This is a genomic window from Paenibacillus sp. FSL H7-0331, assembly GCF_001956045.1.
In genome coordinates, this window is sequence record NZ_MRTH01000021.1 from 73,906 (window position 1) to 93,264 (window position 19,359).

13 protein-coding genes are annotated in these 19,359 nt (G+C 47.9%); 5 read left to right on the plus strand and 8 right to left on the minus strand.

Annotated elements, in window-relative coordinates:
- Positions 1–2 precede the first annotated feature (2 nt).
- The 5 genes from BK127_RS26360 to BK127_RS26380 all read right to left on the minus strand — a co-directional run bounded on the left by BK127_RS26360 (position 3) and on the right by BK127_RS26380 (position 8,731).
- Complete coding sequence (locus BK127_RS26360) at positions 3–698, minus strand: response regulator transcription factor (protein WP_076234521.1); 696 nt, start codon at positions 696–698, stop codon at positions 3–5.
- A 172-nt stretch (positions 699–870) separates the two neighbouring features.
- A complete protein-coding gene (locus tag BK127_RS26365) occupies positions 871–1,785 on the minus strand; it encodes an N-acetylmuramoyl-L-alanine amidase family protein (RefSeq protein ID WP_083689597.1) in 915 nt (304 codons plus the stop codon).
- A gap of 44 nt (positions 1,786–1,829) precedes the next feature.
- Positions 1,830–3,191, minus strand: a complete 1,362-nt coding sequence (locus BK127_RS26370; protein WP_076234524.1) for an MATE family efflux transporter — start codon at positions 3,189–3,191, stop codon at positions 1,830–1,832.
- A 158-nt stretch (positions 3,192–3,349) separates the two neighbouring features.
- Positions 3,350–5,281, minus strand: coding sequence for a DUF2334 domain-containing protein (locus BK127_RS26375; protein ID WP_076234527.1), 1,932 nt, complete (start codon positions 5,279–5,281; stop codon positions 3,350–3,352).
- A 240-nt stretch (positions 5,282–5,521) separates the two neighbouring features.
- Positions 5,522–8,731, minus strand: coding sequence for a beta-galactosidase (locus BK127_RS26380; protein WP_076234532.1), 3,210 nt, complete (start codon positions 8,729–8,731; stop codon positions 5,522–5,524).
- Positions 8,732–8,836: 105 nt separating this feature from the next.
- On the opposite strand from BK127_RS26380, the gene BK127_RS26385 reads away from it, so the two are divergent.
- Complete coding sequence (locus tag BK127_RS26385) at positions 8,837–9,976, plus strand: LacI family DNA-binding transcriptional regulator (protein WP_076234686.1); 1,140 nt, start codon at positions 8,837–8,839, stop codon at positions 9,974–9,976.
- Positions 9,977–10,009: 33 nt separating this feature from the next.
- Here the strand turns inward: BK127_RS26385 and BK127_RS26390 are convergent, their stop codons facing one another.
- Complete coding sequence (locus BK127_RS26390; protein WP_076234535.1) at positions 10,010–10,783, minus strand: class I SAM-dependent methyltransferase; 774 nt, start codon at positions 10,781–10,783, stop codon at positions 10,010–10,012.
- A gap of 379 nt (positions 10,784–11,162) precedes the next feature.
- On the opposite strand from BK127_RS26390, the gene BK127_RS26395 reads away from it, so the two are divergent.
- Positions 11,163–12,701 carry an ATP-binding protein gene (locus tag BK127_RS26395; RefSeq protein ID WP_076234538.1) on the plus strand — a complete coding sequence of 513 codons (1,539 nt, stop codon included), beginning with the start codon at positions 11,163–11,165 and terminating at the stop codon, positions 12,699–12,701.
- A 7-nt stretch (positions 12,702–12,708) separates the two neighbouring features.
- On the opposite strand, the gene BK127_RS26400 is transcribed toward BK127_RS26395, so the two are convergent.
- Positions 12,709–13,113, minus strand: coding sequence for a hypothetical protein (locus BK127_RS26400; RefSeq protein ID WP_179097607.1), 405 nt, complete (start codon positions 13,111–13,113; stop codon positions 12,709–12,711).
- 369 nt (positions 13,114–13,482) lie between these two features.
- Positions 13,483–15,378, minus strand: a complete 1,896-nt coding sequence (locus tag BK127_RS26405) for a PrkA family serine protein kinase (RefSeq protein WP_076234541.1) — start codon at positions 15,376–15,378, stop codon at positions 13,483–13,485.
- A gap of 339 nt (positions 15,379–15,717) precedes the next feature.
- Here BK127_RS26405 and BK127_RS44540 point away from each other — a divergent pair, with 339 nt between their 5' ends.
- The 3 genes from BK127_RS44540 (at position 15,718) to BK127_RS26425 (ending at position 19,358) form a co-directional block, all read left to right on the plus strand.
- The gene (locus BK127_RS44540) at positions 15,718–16,626 is read left to right on the plus strand and encodes a DUF2161 family putative PD-(D/E)XK-type phosphodiesterase (RefSeq protein ID WP_256711456.1); all 909 of its coding nucleotides are present in this window, start codon (positions 15,718–15,720) and stop codon (positions 16,624–16,626) included.
- Between the two features lie 72 nt (positions 16,627–16,698).
- Positions 16,699–17,727, plus strand: a complete 1,029-nt coding sequence (locus BK127_RS26420; RefSeq protein ID WP_256711457.1) for a polysaccharide deacetylase family protein — start codon at positions 16,699–16,701, stop codon at positions 17,725–17,727.
- Positions 17,728–17,813: 86 nt separating this feature from the next.
- Entirely contained in the window at positions 17,814–19,358 is a 1,545-nt protein-coding gene (locus BK127_RS26425; protein WP_076234544.1) for a spore germination protein, read from the plus strand.
- Position 19,359 lies beyond the last annotated feature (1 nt).

The window sequence follows — 19,359 nt, forward strand, 5'->3', positions numbered from 1 at the left end:
GTTTAGGATGCATTAAATTTATAACCCACTCCGTGGACATTAATAATATACTGCGGATTTGTAGGATCCGGCTCAATCTTTTTGCGGAGATTGCTGATATGCACGATGATCGTACGGGTATCATTGTAGCTTTCCTGCCCCCATATTTCACGGAACAGCTCCTCATGAGTGAATATTTTGCCGGGATGGCTGCCTAAATACTTCAACAGCTCGAACTCTTTTTTGGCGAGATTTACAGCGATTCCATCCACAGATACATGGCGGTTCAGTACGTCCATAATTAAGCCTTTATATTGAATTTTTTCCAATCGGTTTGGGGCGTTTCCTGACAAATACGGGCGACGAAGATGCGCTTTTACCCGTGCAACCAGCTCATTCGGGCTGAACGGCTTCGTAATATAGTCATCACCGCCAACACCAAGGCCGACGATTTTGTCATGCTCCTCCATCATGCAGCTCACAAAAAGAATCGGCACCGAAGACAGCTTGCGAATCTCCTTACACACCTCGAACCCATTCATGCCTGGAAGGAGAACATCCAAAATGATCAAGTCTGGCTGAACTGCCAGCATCTTGGCAATCCCTTCATCGCCATGCTCTGCCAATGCAACTACGTATTGATTTTTTTGTAAATACAATTGAATAATATTGCGAATCTCCGGGTCATCTTCAATAATCAAAATTGTCTGCTCTGCCACGACTCACCGCTCCATCCAACAAATCATACCCAACACTTGGCATTCTCTCATACAAAGATAGTCAAATGGCGTTCCAAGGTCAAGCAGTATGTATTGGAAATATAGAATTGCTTACTCCCCACATACACCTGCATGATAGCATATTGACCATAACTATCTGTTGGACAAACACCTAATCTTCCTTGTTCTTCATATAGCTATCAATTCCATCGGCTATTGCATCTGCCAGCTGCTGCTGATATTCAGGTTCGGACAGCTGCTTATCCTCTGTCGGATTCGTCATAAATCCCAGTTCAATCAATACTACAGGCACCTTCGACCAATTAAATCCGGATAAATCGCTGCGGGCCACCATCCCTCTGGATGCAGCATCTGTGCCTGCTTTCAGCGCTTCAAGAATCGCTGCCGCCGCCATTTGGCTTGCCGGCTGAATGCTCTGTGTAGATCTTACTCCTGCATCAGGGTAAAGGACCGAAAAGCCTTTGGCTTTGGGCGAATCATTCCCATCGGCATGAATACGGACCGCCAGCTGTGCGTCGGCTGCATTCGCCATCTCCGCTCTTTCGGCATTGCTAATATCTACATCATGATCCTCACGGGTCATTTGTACCTCGAATCCACGAGCAATCAGCGCCTCCTTTAACAGCACAGCGACTTCCAGGTTCAGCACATACTCTGGCTTTCCTGTGGCTACACCTCTTGTACCTCCGGTAACCTTCGCTTTCGTTTCCCTGGAACCAGGTGACACCGGCTCCTGCTGAGCATTTCCTTTACGCTGGTGGCCGGGATCGAGGTAAATGAGCCCACGTGAAACGGAAGCAGGCACTGCTGCTGCTGCTGATTCATCCGGCGTATTTGCCTGAGCAGGCTGGGATTGTGACGACTGTGGAACTATGGCTGATTCACTGGGTGTCAGGTTAGCCCCCGTAGATGAGGGTACGACCGAAGGCACTGTCTCTGTCTGGGCAGCAGGTAAAAGCGCCGATTCTCTTGAAGAACCTTCTGGCACCTGAGCATAAGCAATAACCAGGGATACAGCACCAAACGCCAATAAGGCGGCAATTACACTCGTTTGAAGCTTACTCATAGACATTCAACTCCCTCTAATTCATACAAACATACTTGCTTATTTTAATGCGTTGTCTTCCCGGCTTCAGCTTGCTTCATGGTTACACCGTGCCAGTCCGTTCGATAGAAACGAAGCATACAACCAAGCGCGAACAGGAACAGGAATACATAAAGCGAAATCCACGCCCCCATGCTTCCCCAATTCAGTACAAAAATCAATACATAGGCGCCCGGTATAAAAATCACCCAATTCAGAATGAGCGAAATCCGCAGCAGGAACGTGGTATCCCCGATCCCCCGAAGTCCTCCCGCATAATAATTGAGCAGACCATCAAATAGCTGTAAAAAAGCAGATACCGTGATCAATTGGGCAGCCAGTTTATAGACATTAAGCTCATCTGTATACAGCAGAGCTATCGGTTCGGCAAACACAAATTCGGCAAGACCGAGCACAAACAGGAAAATACTACCCAATATAGCCACATCTGTCGCCATACGTCTTGCTTTAAACGGGGCACCGCGCCCGATTTCCTGACCGACCAATATGGTCGCTGTCGCTCCAAAGCCAAAAGCAGGCATAAAGCCAAGACCCATTACATTTAATGCAATCTCATTGGCTGCCAGTGCGTCCGTGCCGAGTCTGGTAACGTACATTGTAAATACGAACATCGCCGCACTCATCGCCAGCTCCTGCGTACCCAGCTTACCGCTCTCCCCTATTATAAGCCGGGCCTCCGTACCACTCATCCTCACGCGACGGCGTGTATGGAAGCGCGCATGCATCCGTATCAGATAGACATACATACTGCCAGCCAGACATAAGGCTTCACCCAAAAAAACAGCCATCCCCGCTCCTTCTAGTCCCAGCTTGGGGAACCCCAGTTGGCCATAAGTCAGTGTATAAGTGAAAAAAATCATGGTGACATTGGATAGAATGGTCATCACCATAGGCGTACGCGTATCCCCGACACCACGAAAAAAACCATGAAAGACAAAGCTGATCATAAAACAAGCTACCGCAAATAACCTGTAGCGCAAATAAATTGAACCCGTATCCACCAGCTCCTGAGAGCTGCCCATCAACTGTAGAATCGCCTGAGGCGCGACAATACCAAGTGTTACAATCCCGATGGCTGCCAGAAGCGCTACATAAAGCGCAATATATGTTCGCTCGACGGCCTGCTGGATTTGACCTGCCCCATAGTTTTGGGCCACCAGGTAATTTACTGAATGTCCAAATCCAGAGCAAATCGCCCAGGCATTATAGGCAATAATATTCGATACGCCTACAGCAGCAATCACGAGCGCCCCCATGGAACCGACCATAATCAGGTTAATCGTGCCCGTGACGGTACCTGAAGCAAACGAAATAATGGAAGGGAGCGCAAGCGTCAAAATCATTTTCCAGTTTTGTGTAAAACCCATATTTCCCGTTCTCCTTGGTAAAAAGTTATGTTAATCAGGCCCTCCTCATTGTGCCCCATATCGGATTGCTATTCAAGAGACTTATTAATAAAAGAAAACAGCCCTTGGCATCACATCCAAGAGCCGTACGTAAGTCGTGCACAATATTATGATAATACTTACGGATGCTGCAGCTGTAGATCTCTGCTCTCGAAGGAAAGTGCTGTATCAATATACCCTTCCTCACGATTGAACAGGGACAAGTCACTTTTACCATTCCCATCCAGATCGTGGACAACCAGCTTGGAACCTGGCTTACCCCATGGGCCAAAGGTAGACAGCAGCGAATAGCCGCCCTCCTTGTTATTCAAATATACGGTAAAACGTCCGGCTTCCGCATTCCAGCGCAATACATCCTCGCGTCCATCCCCATTGTAATCACCAAAACGCAGGATGCCATCCTCATTGGGTATGCCCAGCTCTTGCTTGGATTGCTTCCATTCCATCGAAGTGAGGTCCGCATTCCACTGACCGCCTTTGGCGGCACCCGGCCTTGAAGAGAATAGAGCAAAATTGCCTGTGTCCAGCTTACGAGGCTGCAGCTCGGCTGTTAGCTCATTATTGAATTTATACGATTTGATCGGTTTGACTAAACCTTTACTGACTACGTAACCAAAAAGCTGCAAACGATCCGTTGTCAGGCCAGCTACGACTACATCACCATCAGCCTGAGGCAAAACAAATAAATTTGCACACTTGCGTGGTTCCGTCTTCCAGCTGTTAGTCATCGAGAAACGATGTCCGTCTGAAGTAAATCGCTCAAGGGTCCCCGTTGGTTGCATGATCCACAGACTGTTCGTTTTATCTTTGGTACTTCTGCCAAGCGCCGCTGCGGCTCCAGCTTTATAAGCAACATTGGCCCAAAGAGAGGAAACTCCCTGCGGTTCATTGCGCATGCCATCAAAGGAGCCCGGGGTTACAGAAATGGATCCGTTATTTGTATCCCATCGGATCAGATCCGCCTGGCCGTTGCCGGTTACATCCCCAAGCATCATTTTTTCTTTATCCTGCTGTGCGGAAGGGCTTAATTTCACACTGTGTGCAGGGGTAAACGGAACGTAGTCCTGGATAGAAAAGAACGAGTAGTGCTTCGCTTTCAAGCCAAGAACAAGTTTTTGAAGCAAGCTTTTGTCCTGGCTTAAATAATGATACTCGGGCAATCCATCACGAATGATCGTCTCTCCCGTTTCGTCCACAACCGGAGCCAGATACTTGAATTCCAGAAAAGGATGAAAAAAGAAAGAGGCTACAATATTCGATTTGCCCACACGATCCAAAATCAGCTTTTCATCCTTATTTGAAGGAATATAATCGAACGGAGTAGGTACATATGCAGCCCCCAGAGAGGATTGCCCGTACCCGCTGTTACGCTCTATCACATATTGGGCAACCGGCGTATTCCGGTTTGTCTGCACATCGGCCTGGTAATTCAAGCCAAAATAATTACGAAACATTTTATCCTGCTCAGGCGTTGACCGATAATGTGGTGATTCCCAGAAACGCGGCTTGAGTCCCGCATTTTTAAAAATGTTAAGTCCGGCCTGCAGTCTCGGTTCCGCAAAAGCCGCAGACATCGTTTCCTCGGAGCCCGGATTATTGAACTCATTTCCGATTCCTGAATCCTGATGTCCGTCATCACGGCGAACACTGCCCACCTGGTGTGTGTATCCATGCATACCCAGTGTTGCTCCATCGGCGACCGCATCCTTCAATACCTTCTGATAGGCCGCTATGTAAGGACTATCCGCTTGATCAAGTGAAACGTCATAAGAACTTCCATCCGCTGGCATGCTGATCCACCGTGGAATGACGGCCAGATGGTACACGACCTGCTGATCACGTAAATATTCAAGCACCGTTCGAAGCTTACCCAGCTGTTCCATAGTTTCATACTGTCCGCCCGGGCCAATATCTTCAAGCCTCATAAGCACAAAACGCGGGGTGCTGGCTTCCCCTTCAACCGTAATAATTTCATAAGCCATGAACAACATACTTATCACAACGGCACTTAAGGTATATTTCAACCATCTGTATTTAAGTAGCATGGTCATTGTAATTCAAGCTCCCCTCTAGCTGCTATACCCAAATAATTAAAACGCTTACATTTTGATTAGGTTTCTCTATGATGATGGGTTTACTACGATGATTGTAGCAGATTTTTAGTGCTGCGAACATCATTTTCTTTTTTAAAAATAGGGACAAGGTCCCGGAAAAGAACCCTGCCCCGTTTGTTGTATAAAAGATCTGGAATTTCTGTTGAATGGGTCTCTGCTTATGGACAAATATAGCTGTTACAAGCTCATAATCGTAACTTCTTCCGGCCTGTATACAGCCGTGATATCACCTTGAAGATCAGCTGCAAACATAACCGTCCGTTCGCTTTCCACGACAAAAGCATAACCTACCCCTGTAACAGGGTCCTTGATTCTGATATCCGTATCGATCGCATACTCTGAGACAAAGATGTACAATGCGCCATCACGAAAGCTTAGCTTTCGACCATACAAGCCCGGGCAATCGCCTCCCTGATGCCATTCCAGCTCCTCTGAAACCCCTGATGCCGCTAACGCCAGCTTATACAGCTCCTCTAGTGGCTCGATTCGTTCGTTCAACTCTACCGGCAATGGGCACCAGATTAACCGACCTTGCCCCAGCTGTATATCTGTTAGCTTAGTGCTGCCTGTGTATCCCATCGAGCCCGCGCCTTCGCTGGCAGACCCTGCTTGCGTCGGTACCGGCTTTTGCTTATTGGCATCGGCAATCCGCGCACCGCCGAATGAAACCGGCAGCTTTCGTCCGCTGATTTCGAGCAGCTCTTCACGCAGCAGGTTAGTCACGACTGTCGGGCCGACCTCGGCCGTAAGTCTCGATTGAGGACGCCAATATTCATCCAGACCTACAGGACCGGTAATGAGCAGCACGCCTCCTTGCTCACTAATATGAGCAACAAGCCTATCCAACGCCTCCGTACTGAAGTTGTGCGCGCTTGGTACGATAATCAGCTTCGGTGACCAATCCGATAAAGAATCCAAATGATATTCGCTTAAACCACGTGCATGCACATTCATGCTGTAGGAGAGCGTACGCACCAGCTTCGTTGTGGCCTCATAAGCCAGCTTTCGATTCGAGAAATCGTTCGAATACGGAAATACTACAGCTGTTTCCTCAAGCTGACGCTCGACAAACAGGTCACGAATCGATTCCATAAACTGTCCAAAATCATACGATACGCCTGCTTCCGGCTTCTCTGTTCCGTCTGCCCGCAGCGCTCCAATATTCGATTCATTGATATTATTCATATAAAAGTTCGTATTCCAGATCCACTGCACTGCGCCCGCTCCGCCTGTCGAGAACGCATAAGCATACTTACGCTCCAGGATATTGCGCAGCTCCGCTTCATTCCGTTTGGCCCGACCATCCGGCGTTTCCACGTACATAATACCCGTTTCCTGAATCAGGTTCGGCTTGTCAGCAGCCTTTGTAAAGACACCATCCCATACGAGATCATCCATTTTCCACCAGGAATGAACCGTCGTATAATCAACCGCCTCTGCGTAGAAAAACGGAGATGGACGCTGCGCTCCGAGACCCTCATCCTGCCCAACCGTAACCAGCTGCTTTGGTTGAATAGCCCTGATCGTTTGGATTAATTTGGCAGCCCATTGATTGTGCATCTCCATCGTAAACAAGGTGTAATCGAGCCAAGGTCCACCTTTTTTTGCCAAATTTTCGGTCGTTCTAAAATTAATGTCATTCGGTTCAGGCAGCTGAGCCGCTTCAAAAGTTGGCAGCTCATCAGGCGTCATATTCCAACGTTCCTGCAGTAAGCGGACGGAGCCATGACGTTCCTTTAACCAATGAATAAAAGCTTTACGCTCGAAGGGGTCCTGGCATGAACGTGGGCCAGTGAACAAGCGGCGCGGATCGAACATGGTAGGCTCATTAATCAGGTCCCAATGTACATTGGTTGATTCCTTATGGCGCGATACAATTGCTGCAATAAATCGTTTCTGTGCTTCCACACTTCGTGGGTCCAGATAGGGGTTCACACCATCCCATGCTTCCGGAGTAAAGGCGAAAAAGTTGAAGGTGATTTCCAACTCATAACGTTTGGCCGTCAGTACAAAAGCATCAATAGCCCGCAGCACTTCCTCATATGGATGTCCATCGACAAACATCACACTGCGCCAGGCTGTCCAGATACCGGTACGCAGCATATTGATGCCAGCCCGTTTCATCTGTGCCATATCCCGATCCCATACGGCCACATTCGGCATAAACAGGAACTTTCTGGCCACGTCACTGGTCATATAGGTCATACCGACCACAGGCAGCGGACGGCCATTTTTCCAAAAATAATCACGGTCGACGCTAATCATTTCACCCTGCTGCAGCCACTGGCTATCCATGCCCCAGAAGCCTTGACGCAGCCGGCGGGTTTCTCCATCCGTGGATACCGCCTCACATTCCACAATATAAAAGCCGGCCTCCACCGGGATTGGCAGGCTGTTGCGGACAAATCCAAGCTCAGGTGAAGCCAGCAGCTTCGTTTCGCCCTGCCACAGAGTCGTAAACTGATCGTCCTTGTAAGAAAAGCTTGGGTCCGCAATCATCGCCGTACTATCGTTTGCCTTCTTCAGCTTTAAGGTAAATGTCCATTCTGCATCCGTACCGCTACCACTGCTGCCAAGTCGTTGAAGCTGTAAGCTGGTCGTTACTTTATCGCCTTGCTCGTAAGAGGCATAATTGGTTTTCAGCCACATCTCGGTAACACCAAGCGATGTATAACGACTCCATTCCAGCAGCGCATTTACCCCTGCGCCCTCATGCCAGAACGCTGTACTCAACTGCTGATTAATCATAATCCAGCGTCCACCGGTATAGGCGCCCTTCGTATTTTCAATCAGGACGGCAGGGGCTGCTGCTTCCCGACTCACCTTGCCTGCGGTTACACCAAACATCAAGGGTACAATATGCGCATCCATAGGTCCGCTTGATCCGAGCTGTCCAGGCTGATCATCCACCTTGGTCACATGGAGCACCAGGCCGTATGTAGGTTCAATTGTGAACAAGTCGATCGAGCCTGCGAATAAAGGAATATCCATGTTCGCTGTAAGTCTGGCAATGGGCGAAGGATCGATTGCAATCGCTTCATGGATGTTCAACTGCTGATGATAGCCGGTTTGTTCGGGTTCTTTTATCCAGGATGAGGTGTCTAAGCCCACCTCCCTGTCATCGAATACCGGTACCTTGAAGGGGGCTCCCCCCAAATGCACAAGACCCTTTCCCTGACGCAGATGCTCAATAATTGCCGTCCATGCTGCCTTGGGTACATAGGGTCCATGCAAATGAATCAAAGTATCGGCATACGGCAGCTGCTCTGCAAGCTCGTGGGCATTGGCAATAATCGCATGCTCACCCAGCTGCTTCAAAGCCTCTGCATCAGGACGTGCTCCTGCATAAGGAAAGCTTTGATCGTAAAATACAACCGATTTACTCATTCAATCAACCTCCATTTTTGTTAGGTTTGTTAGGTTCACAGACGGTTTTCCGTGAATCACTTTAATGGTATGATGAGGTTAAGTCAATTGAATTTGTACGAGAGGATGATTCCTTTATCCAGCCAGCATACCAAAATAACGATGCAGCTCATTGCTGACCGATTGGGTGTTTCCAAATATACGGTGTCACAAGCATTATCAGGCAAGATCGGGGTCAGTGAAGCCACAAGAGCTGAAGTGGAAGCTATGGCAAGGGCGCTTGGCTATCGAATCAAATCGGACAAAAGAAGTGCCTATCCAAAACCACCTAAGACAGTCTCGGATGCTGCCTCGGACTTGCCCTATGCTGCTGATCTAATCGGCGATAATGATGTGCCCCACACTGAAGCTGTTCCTGCTTATGCAGCCATTTGGGTCCATGATGCACAACGAAAAGAGCCCAGCTTCTGGTCACGCGTACTGGACGGGGTGATGCTTGGGTGCAGCAACAATGGGTGGCAGACGCAGGTGCTTTCGTCCGACAAGCTGATGATGGACAATCTGATTTCTCCTCCGCTCACGGACATAACCAGTCCAGCTTGCCTTGGCTCTGTTGTGTTGGGTACGCTTCCGATCCGCTCACTCCATAAGCTCGCTCAGCTGCATCAAGCTAATGCCCCGATTATTCTTGTTGATCATGAGGAGCCGCTCATTCGTGCCGATTGTATATTGAATGCCAATCTGGAGGCTGCCCGGTTGGCTTGCCGCCGGATCATATCGCAGGGCTGTAAGCGAATTGTATTTGTGGGAAAGGATACTTACTCTGTTAGCTTTCAGGAAAGATGGTGGGGCTGCCGCCAAGCATTGGATGAATACTCGCGCCAATTGGAGGGCTATTCACTGAGAAAATGGACAATCTCCTATGGTCAGCCCACATGGGAGCAGCAGTTGGCCAAACGTGTGGGCGCATCTCCAACTGAAGAACTGCCGGATGGCTTTGTTTGCGCCAACGATGAAATTGCGCTCAAGCTGTTGAAGCTGCTGCAGGAGCAATTGATACCTGTCCCTTCAAGGTGCAAGGTCATTGGTATCGATAATATCGATGCCAGTGCCAGCTCCACACCTCCACTAACTACAGTGGAGCTGGCCAAGGAATTGCTCGGCACCAGAGCCGTGGAGGCCTTGGAACGTAATCTGAGTCATCCGAGTGTACATTCGGAAAAAGTAATTTTGTCCGCTCGACTGATAACACGGGGATCGGGGTAATGGGCTGCTGTACGTAATGACTGGTTTCTGCTGCTAATAAATCACAGTTGCTGCAAACCGCAGTCTACGATAATCCGCGATCCATCGTTCACCGTCAAACAACTGCGTATGCAGCAGCTGTTCACAGCGCACATAAGCTTCCTCCCGTTGTTCCGGGTCCAGATTGACAAAGAACATGCCCGCGAACGCGTCCAACCAATATCTAAGCCCGTTCACGCCTCCATCAAGCGGTGTCGGCCTGTCGTAATGCTCCATGGAGCACACTTCGAAGCCATGCTTCTCCAGCAGGGCACTGTATGTACCGATTGCCGGGAAGTACCATGGATTGAGCTTATCAGCATCTATACCCCATGTGCTAAGAATCTCCGATATAGCCTGAGCTATCGCACCTATATTACCTTTGCCTCCAAACTCGGCCACAAACCGTCCATGTTCACGCAGCGTCAGTCTGACCGACTGAATCACACGCTCGGGCTCTGTCATCCAATGCAGCGCGGCGTTGGAGAACACAGCGTCGAAGGACTCCTCCATACGAAAGGTGTGACCGTCAGCTACTGCGAACCTTAATGACGGATATTTGCTTCTCGCTTGAGCAATCATCTCCTCCGAACCGTCAATTCCCATACAATCTGCGCCGAGCTGCACAATTTCCTGAACCAGATCACCAGTCCCGCAGCCAAGGTCCAGAATCCGCTCATTCCGCTTCGGCGCCAGCAGCCCGACAACACCTTTTCCTAACCGTGACACATAGCTAATATTGCTGTCATAATGATCGGCATCCCATTTACCATTAACCTGTTTATTCATATTCCATCAGCTCCTTTTATTCCATTATGCAACCCACAACTTAATAAGTGAAATATATTAAATTAATCACGATTATAGTTATTTCCTATTAAAGATACACGCTATTGACTTGCTTCCTATTATTGATTATACGCTGCAGCCAATTTGCGACGTATTATCGACATTAAGTGCTACAGCAGCGTGTTCTGTTCATTTTTTTAAAAGATTCCATTTACTTATGAAAACGAGTAGCTATATAATGGATTCATTATTCGTTGAGATTCAAACCACAGTAGATTTATGACTAACTCTTCGATTACACCTCAAATTCCTTCATACCATCTACAATATCGAAAGTGCTAAACCTTTTGTGAAACGATGCAGGCAGGTGAAAAAACATATGCAGAAAATCCCAGTCACACGTGATGGAAAACGAGGCTCCGATATTTTAATCGTCCAATCTGATGAGGTGGTCAAGCTGGAGCAAATCAAGGACAAGGAATTCGTTATTCATACGGCTACCGATAAATATTATTGGGCTGCTTCGCTTGAAGCTTTTGAAGAAGCTATGTATGAGGAAGGCTTCCGGCTAATCGATCAAATGAATGTGGTCAATATGAACCATGTTACCGAATATGACATCAAAAAAGCGGTAGTATATTTGAAGCCCGAGAATGAGACCTTCTCGAAAACTGCATCTGCCGCATGGATTCATAAAGATCATATTATCAACGTGAAGAGCATGCTCGGTGAGTTGAAAAAGCTCGACAAAAGCAATAACCCGGATGAATTTCAGGATGATATATTTGAAACTATTCTCGCGCAGGAGGAGGACAACCGTTTTGCCCGCTCTTATGCGATGATTCAGGCAATCTATGAGCGAAAAAAAGCGGAGAAGCAGTTGGAGCAAAGCGAGCTTCGATACAAATCTTTATTCCAGAATAACCCCGATCCTATCTGTTCTTTTGATAGCCATGGGCATTGTACCAGCGCAAATCCTGCTATCTTCTCCATAACCGGTTATTCCGAAATCGAGCTATTAAATAAATCGATTCATCATCTGATTATTCCTGAGCATCTGGACCGTTGGCATAAGCAATTTACCGGAACGATGAGCGGAGAAACCCATCAGTATGAGATCAGCTTTCTACATAAAGATGGTGGGATTGTCGAATTGAGCATACTGAACGTCCCCATAGTAGTCAACGGTCAGATGAGCGGCGTATACATGATCGGCAAAGATATCAGTGAGCGCAAGCGTGCCGAGGAAATGCTGATCCGCTCCGAGAAACTGTCGATTGTTGGTCAACTGGCCGCTGGAGTTGCGCATGAAATCCGCAATCCGTTAACCTCCTTAAAGGGCTTCGTTCAATTGATGAAGTCCAAAATATCAGGATACGAATCCTATTTCGAGATTATGCAGGACGAGCTGGAGCGAATCAACTTTATCGTCAGTGAATTTCTTGTGATTGCGAAACCGCAGTCGGTTGTTTATCAGCCGAGGGATTTGAGAGTTATTTTGCAAAATACGATAGTTCTCGTAGGCTCACAGGCAGCACTTCACAATGTTGAGCTGATCACGGAGGCCTCGGCTAATCTGGCATTAATTAATTGTGATGAAAATCAGATCAAACAAGTATTTATTAATGTACTGAACAACTCCATCGAATCGATGAACGAAGGCGGCCTGATCCTGATCGAGCTGCAAATGAAAGAAGCGAACCAAATTATGATCCGCTTTACTGACCAAGGCTGTGGCATCCCGGAGGAGCGAATTCCGAGGCTCGGAGAGCCGTTCTACACCACGAAGGAAAGAGGCACAGGTCTTGGACTGATGGTCACATTCAAAATCATCGAAAATCATGGTGGCAAACTGCGAATAACAAGCGAGATCGGCGCAGGCACCACTGTTGAAATCACGATGCCTGCCATGTCATAAACATCGATTAATACACATTACCAGGGTAAGGCGGATAATAAGGCTGTTGCGTCGGATACGGATAGGGATATGGATTTGGATACGCCTGATAGGGGTACGGATACGGATAGGGTACCGGATAATAGGATGGATAATTATAAGCCTGCGTCAATGCAAGCGGGAGCAACAGCGAGTTGTTGAATCCTCCATGAAAGCCATTACCATGGAAATCATTACCGTGAAATTCACCGCCGCCATGAAACCCACCCCCATGATGTCCGCCGCCACCATGTCCGCCACCATGTCCGTCTCCATGTCCGTCTCCATGTCCACCTCCATGAAAGCCACCACCTACGGGTTCACGTGAAAAAGATATCGGCAGCATTTCATTTTGAAGCTGGGCCTGCTCCTGTGTTCCATTTTGTTTAGTCATTTTAACTCTCCCTTATCCATCTGGAATGGCGATTCTCACCGTACATCATATGTACATTCGCCTACTAGGTGAGTTTGTGAAGGAAAATGGGCGCTGCATGGCAACTTGAATTTACATTTACCCTTGATTAGACAGCTCCTGTTTGTGAAGCTTGATCGTGAATACACTGCCTTTTCCCCATAGGGATTCTACCAATTTCGCCGCGATGTGCCTTCATAACATGTTTTCCGCCCATCGAGCTCTTCGCTTAATTCAAATTCCCAGGTCATCCATATCATACCGGAAACTCAAGTATCCCGTAATCGCAAATAACCAGCACCGTCCGTGTCCTCCTGGGAACAACGGCGGGGCTGGTTCAAAGCTTAACTTTTATCGATTTAACAAGCTGCCCACATAACGCAGCAGCTCATTGGCTGACGAGGCGGTATACCCATGCTCTTCCACCAGTCTGCTGATCACCTCGTTAATTCGTTTCAGCTGCGTTTCATCCGGTGTTTTGGTCGAAGTCGTAATTTTCACAATATCCTTCAGGTCGGTGAACAGCTTCTTTTCGATCGCTTCACGAAGCCGCTCATGACTGCTGTAGTCAAAGCGGTGACCTTTACGTGAATAGGAGGACATACGGATCAGGATCTCTTCGCGGAACGCTTTTTTGGCATTCTCGGAAATACCGATTTGCTCTTCGATCGAACGCATCAGCCTTTCGTCCGGATCCATTTCCTCGCCTGTCATCGGGTCCTTCACTTTCCCCCAATTGCAGTACGATTCAATATTATCGAGGTAATTGTTGAACAAGGTTTTGGCAGATTCCTCGAACGAATACACAAAGGCCTTTTGGACTTCTTTTTTGGCCAGATCGTCGTATTCCTTGCGGGCTACCGAAATGAAATTCAAATAACGTTCTCTTTCTTCCTTCGTAATGGAAGGATGCTGATCCAATCCGTCCTTTAGAGCACGTAGAACATCAAGCGCATTAATAAATTGCAGGCCCTGACGAATCAAAGCACTGGAAATCCGATTGATGACATAACGCGGATCAATGCCTGACATCCCTTCCTCCAGATACTCGTTCTGCATTTCCTTAAGGTCAGCTTCCTTGTAGCCCTCAACCTCCTCACCATCATACATCCGCATTTTTTTCACTAAATCCATACCTTGCTTTTTCGATTCCTTAAGCCGTGTCAGTATGGAAAAGATCGCCGCTGCGCGCAAAGAGTGAGGCGCAATATGAATATGGGCCATATCGCTTTGCCCGATCAGCTTTTCATAAATTTTCACTTCATCCGATACCTTCAAATTGTATGGAATCGGCATAACGATCATCCGCGACTGCAAAGCTTCATTCTTTTTGTTGGCAATAAATGATTTGTACTCCGATTCATTCGTATGGGCAATAATCAGCTCATCAGCAGAAATTAACGCAAAACGTCCTGCCTTGAAATTCCCCTCCTGTGTCAGTGACAGCAAATTCCACAAAAATTTCTCATCGCACTTCAGCATCTCCTGGAACTCCATAATGCCCCGATTCGCTTTGTTCAGCTCTCCATCGAACCGATAGGCACGCGGGTCGGATTCAGAGCCGTACTCCGTTATGGTTGAAAAGTCAATGCTGCCCGTCAAATCAGCAATATCCTGCGACTTGGGATCCGATGGGCTGAACGTGCCTATGCCTGTGCGGCTTTCCTCGGAAATGAACACCCGCTCGACCATCACATCCTCGATCCGGCCTTGATATTCTGTACGCAGCCTCATTTGGCAGGAAGGACAGAGACTCCCTTCGATCTTCACACCGAGCTCCTGCTCCACATCAAAGCGCAGCTGCTGTGGAATCAAATGCAAAGGCTCTTCATGCATCGGGCAGCCTTTAATGGCATAGACGGCTCCCTCGTCAGTTCGTGAAAATTGCTCCAGGCCCCGCTTGAGCAGCGTCACAATAGTGGACTTGCCTCCACTCACCGGACCCATCAGCAGCAGAATCCGCTTCCTGACATCCAGACGCCTTGCTGCAGAATGGAAATACTCTTCCACAAGCTTTTCTATCGCATGGTCAAGACCAAAAATGTCCTGATCAAAAAAGCGATACCGCCGTTTATTAGCCTCGTCCCCGATTCCCTGTGCAGCCAGCATGCGATATACCCTGCTATGGGCGGTCATTGCGAGGTAGGGCCTTTGACGAACCATCTCAATATATTCGGCAAACGTTCCCGTCCATGCCAATCGGTCGATTTCCGTGCGATGGTCCGAAATTTTTTTGAATATGTCCATGGGTTAACCTCCTAAGAGTTTTCCGAAGGAAAACTGACTTCGTAAGCATGTGCCGTTCGTAAGCATGTGCCAAGTTTTCCGAAGGAAAACTGACTTCGCAAGCATAAACCGTTTTTTGAAAAGAGAGCTGACTTCTTACGTTAGGGACGTCGCCTATGCGGTACCATCAAAATTGAAGTGTAATAAATAAGTATGCAATGAAGGAGGATAAGTTGACCTAAAATTTTAGACAAAAATTTCAATATTGAAAAAGCAGCCGTATAAGAATTCAACGATTCGATCTGTGCTATAATAGTTGTAATTTGGGTAAATAACCCTATACAAAGGAGAGCGACAACCGTGCCGATCAAAACCGAGACCGAGCTCTATGCACCGGTTAAATCCTTCTTCGAGCAGCAAGGCTATTCAGTCAGAGGTGAAGTTCGCCATTGTGATCTCGTCGCTATCCGTGGTGAAGAGCAGCCAGTTATTGTTGAATTAAAAAGATACTTTTCGATCCCGCTGCTCCTACAGGGCATTGATCGGCTTCGTCTAAGCCGTTGTGTATACGTCGCTTTTGAGCTTCCGAATAAGGGACGCGCTCCTCATGGAGCCAGTTGGCCGGAGCTGCGGAAGCTGTGCCAAATGCTCGGAATTGGCATGATAACCGTACAGTTTTTTAAACGAAAGCAGCCGGCTGTGCATATCGAATGCCATCCATCCAAGGCTCCTGAGGACATGTTAACAGCCTCGCTTCCTTTAACAGCAGCAGCTTCTTCACCGGATTTAAGCCTGACCTCACCCTCGTTGTCCTACATAGCTGCAATAGCTGCATTGGATGAAATAGATGAGACCATCAGTGTGACTGGTTGTATGTCTGACGCTACGCTGTACACGCCAGCCAAGCTGCCTCGTCTCAATAAAAGGGCGGCAGAAGGCATTGTGAAGGAATTCAAAGAGCGTCGGGCAGATTACAATGTAGGCGGCAGCAGCAAGCGAAAGCTGATGACTTCGTACCGTGAGAAGGCACTCCATTTGGCACAATTGCTTCATCACCACGGCACCTTAAGTCCCCTTCGCCTGCGTCAATTAACGGGTAACTCCAAGGCCGCCGGCTTATTACAAAAAAATTATTATCGATGGTTCCAGCGAGTCGAACGAGGTGTTTATCGTCTGAGCCCGCTTGGAGAAGAAGCGCTTGTTACTTATGGGCACGTGGTGGCTGAACTTCCGCCTTTGCCTGTACTTTCAAGCACATCAGGCAATTAGATACAGGTATAAAAGTGTACACAATCCATATGCATAGTAGTAGATTTTCCCGAAGGGAGTTGTCCAAGGGCTATGAATCGTCTGCTAAAACCAACTGAAGGACCTTTGAAGAGCGCTTTCATTTCCTATAAATGGTATGCTTTACTACTATGCTGTCTAGTGCTGTTGATCAGTCTATCTTGGTCACGGCTCATCTCACCGTCTGTACGTTCTGCTGAATCCGATGTACCGCTGCAAATACAAACGCCTTTTGACAGCCAAATGTCTGAACCCTTGAAGCCCTCCGTTTATATGTCTATGTTTCCTGATGCCTCAACAGTACCTGCTGCTCCAGCAAATGACCCTATATCTACAACTGAGACTTCGGCTTCGGTTGCATCAGAAGCTGCCCAAACAGTAGTTGCTCAGGCAACTACCCAGCCCCAGCACATTCCCGTATTAAACTATCACAGCATTACTATTGATCCCGGCAATCGCGCTGTCATTACACCAGCTAAATTCGAGGAGCAAATGCTCTATTTATCCAAAAACGGCTACCATACGCTTACGCTGCAGCAATTTATCGATTATATGGATGGGACAACAACCTCGCTTCCGAAGAAACCTGTTCTGCTCACCTTTGATGACGGATACGCGGATAATTACGAGCATGCCCTGCCGCTGTTAAAACAACTGAAATTTCACGCTACGCTCTTTGTATCCCCCGGCACAACTGAGGACGGGTATTTCCTCAATTGGGATCAAATCAAGGAAATGCATGAAGCAGGCTGGGATATACAACCTCATGGCATGACGCATCCTCACCTGCCCAAGCTATCTGCAAAAAGCCAAGCCTTTGAAATCAGTGAAGCCAAACGTCAAATTGATGAACAGTTGAAGATCAATACGACTGTATTTTGCTATCCCTTTGGTGAAAAAAATGAGACTACACTGAAGCTGCTTCAAGAGCACGGCTTCCGTTATGCCTTCACCATTGATCAAGGCTTAACCACACGTGACCAGAACCGCCTGCTGTTAAAGCGCTTATTTGTGAATGGCGAGGAATCTATTGAACCCTGGATAGCCCGACTTGAGCAGGGATCAGTCAAAGTCAAATCATGACTTGCTTGATAATCTGGATAGTAATAGAAATGGGCGATGCAGGAGATAATAACCTCCATATCATTCATGAATAGGATAAGAGTCCCATGAGCCCAATACACCCGAACAAAAATCCTGTATTTGAATTCACGCCTCAATCCAGTACGCCGTTATCGGCTATACTGAAGGCGAATACCGATCACCTGCAAACGATTTATGTCGATTGCCCGGATCTGGTCGTTCATCCATTCTCATTTGGCAGCCAAATTGATGCGGTTTTGTTTTATATCGAGGGTTTGACGGATGCGATAGCGCTGGACCGACAAGTGCTAACTTCCCTTATGAAAGAGCAAAAGCTGGAGGACGGTCAGCTTTTATCCGCGCTTAAGGAGATTCTGCCAGTCTCTCAATCTGAAAACGTGACTACCTTTGAAGAGGTCGTAGCCTGTATTTCGAAAGGTATGCCCGTCATTCTTTTAGATGGAGAGAACTTTGGGTTAGCTTTTGGCTTAAGCAAATGGGAGAAACGGAACATTGAAGAGCCGATGTCTGAATCTGTTATCCGCGGCCCCCGAGAAGGTTTTACCGAAACCTTGAGCACCAATATGTCCTTGCTGCGCCGCAAGCTCCGCAGTCCTTCGTTCAAGCTGAGAACGATTCAGATCGGGCGCTACACCCAGACTCAGGTTGCTATCGCCTATATCGATACCTTGGCAGACGAAGTCTTGTTACAAGAAATGACGGAACGGCTGGAGCGTATTGTTATCGATGGAATTTTGGAAAGCGGATATATTGAGGAGCTCATCCGTGACTCCAGAAAATCTCCATTTCCACAGGTCCAATCCACCGAACGCCCCGATGTCGTGACGGCCGGTCTGCTGGAAGGCCGTATTGCCGTGCTGGTGGATGGGACTCCAATTACATTAATCGCTCCGACTACCCTTTACTCCCTGCTGCAATCGCCTGAAGACTATTACCAAAGCTATATGCTCGGTTCTTTCATACGTTGGACGCGATATTTATTTCTGGTATTTGCCTTGCTTGGCCCTTCCATGTACGTGGCTGTACTAACCTATCATCAAGAAATGCTTCCTACCACGCTCCTGTTGAGCATTTCCAAATCCCGTGAGGATATTCCGTTTCCGGCTCTGGTCGAAGCTATGCTAATGGAAATTACATTTGAGGGCTTACGCGAGGCTGGCGTCCGGTTACCTAAGCAGGTGGGTGCGGCCGTGAGCATTGTAGGCGCACTCGTTATTGGACAAGCGGCAACCTCGGCCGGTCTGGTATCGGCTCCCATGGTTATGGTTGTTGCTTTGACCGGTATCGCTTCCTTTATGATTCCCCATTTCACTTTTGGCATTGCGATTCGGCTGCTGCGCTTTCCCATCATGCTGCTGGCAGGCATGCTCGGCTTGCTTGGTTTGATGCTGGGAGTCATCATGCTCGTGATTCATCTCAGCTCGCTTCGTTCCTTCGGGGTGCCTTATCTGTCTGCAATGGCTCCCATGAAAAAAGGCGAATGGAAGGATGTACTCATCCGTGCTCCCCTATGGAGCTTGAATACCAGACCTGATCTCACAGGTAATTCTGACAGTATTCGACAATCAGCTGACAACAAACCAGGATCTGACAAAGGCGGGGCATCTTAGT

What these genes read in the sequence shown, in the direction of transcription:
- BK127_RS26365 (WP_083689597.1), bottom strand. Translation starts at nt 1,785, where the DNA reads ATGAGTAAGCTTCAAACGAGTGTAATTGCCGCCTTATTGGCGTTTGGT.
- BK127_RS26400 (WP_179097607.1), bottom strand. Translation starts at nt 13,113, where the DNA reads ATGACTAAACAAAATGGAACACAGGAGCAGGCCCAGCTTCAAAATGAA.
- BK127_RS26405 (WP_076234541.1), bottom strand. Translation starts at nt 15,378, where the DNA reads ATGGACATATTCAAAAAAATTTCGGACCATCGCACGGAAATCGACCGA.
- BK127_RS26380 (WP_076234532.1), bottom strand. Translation starts at nt 8,731, where the DNA reads ATGAGTAAATCGGTTGTATTTTACGATCAAAGCTTTCCTTATGCAGGA.
- BK127_RS26370 (WP_076234524.1), bottom strand. Translation starts at nt 3,191, where the DNA reads ATGGGTTTTACACAAAACTGGAAAATGATTTTGACGCTTGCGCTCCCT.
- BK127_RS26390 (WP_076234535.1), bottom strand. Translation starts at nt 10,783, where the DNA reads ATGAATAAACAGGTTAATGGTAAATGGGATGCCGATCATTATGACAGC.
- BK127_RS26420 (WP_256711457.1), top strand. Translation starts at nt 16,699, where the DNA reads ATGAATCGTCTGCTAAAACCAACTGAAGGACCTTTGAAGAGCGCTTTC.
- BK127_RS26425 (WP_076234544.1), top strand. Translation starts at nt 17,814, where the DNA reads ATGAGCCCAATACACCCGAACAAAAATCCTGTATTTGAATTCACGCCT.
- BK127_RS26385 (WP_076234686.1), top strand. Translation starts at nt 8,837, where the DNA reads ATGATTCCTTTATCCAGCCAGCATACCAAAATAACGATGCAGCTCATT.
- BK127_RS26395 (WP_076234538.1), top strand. Translation starts at nt 11,163, where the DNA reads ATGCAGAAAATCCCAGTCACACGTGATGGAAAACGAGGCTCCGATATT.
- BK127_RS26375 (WP_076234527.1), bottom strand. Translation starts at nt 5,281, where the DNA reads ATGACCATGCTACTTAAATACAGATGGTTGAAATATACCTTAAGTGCC.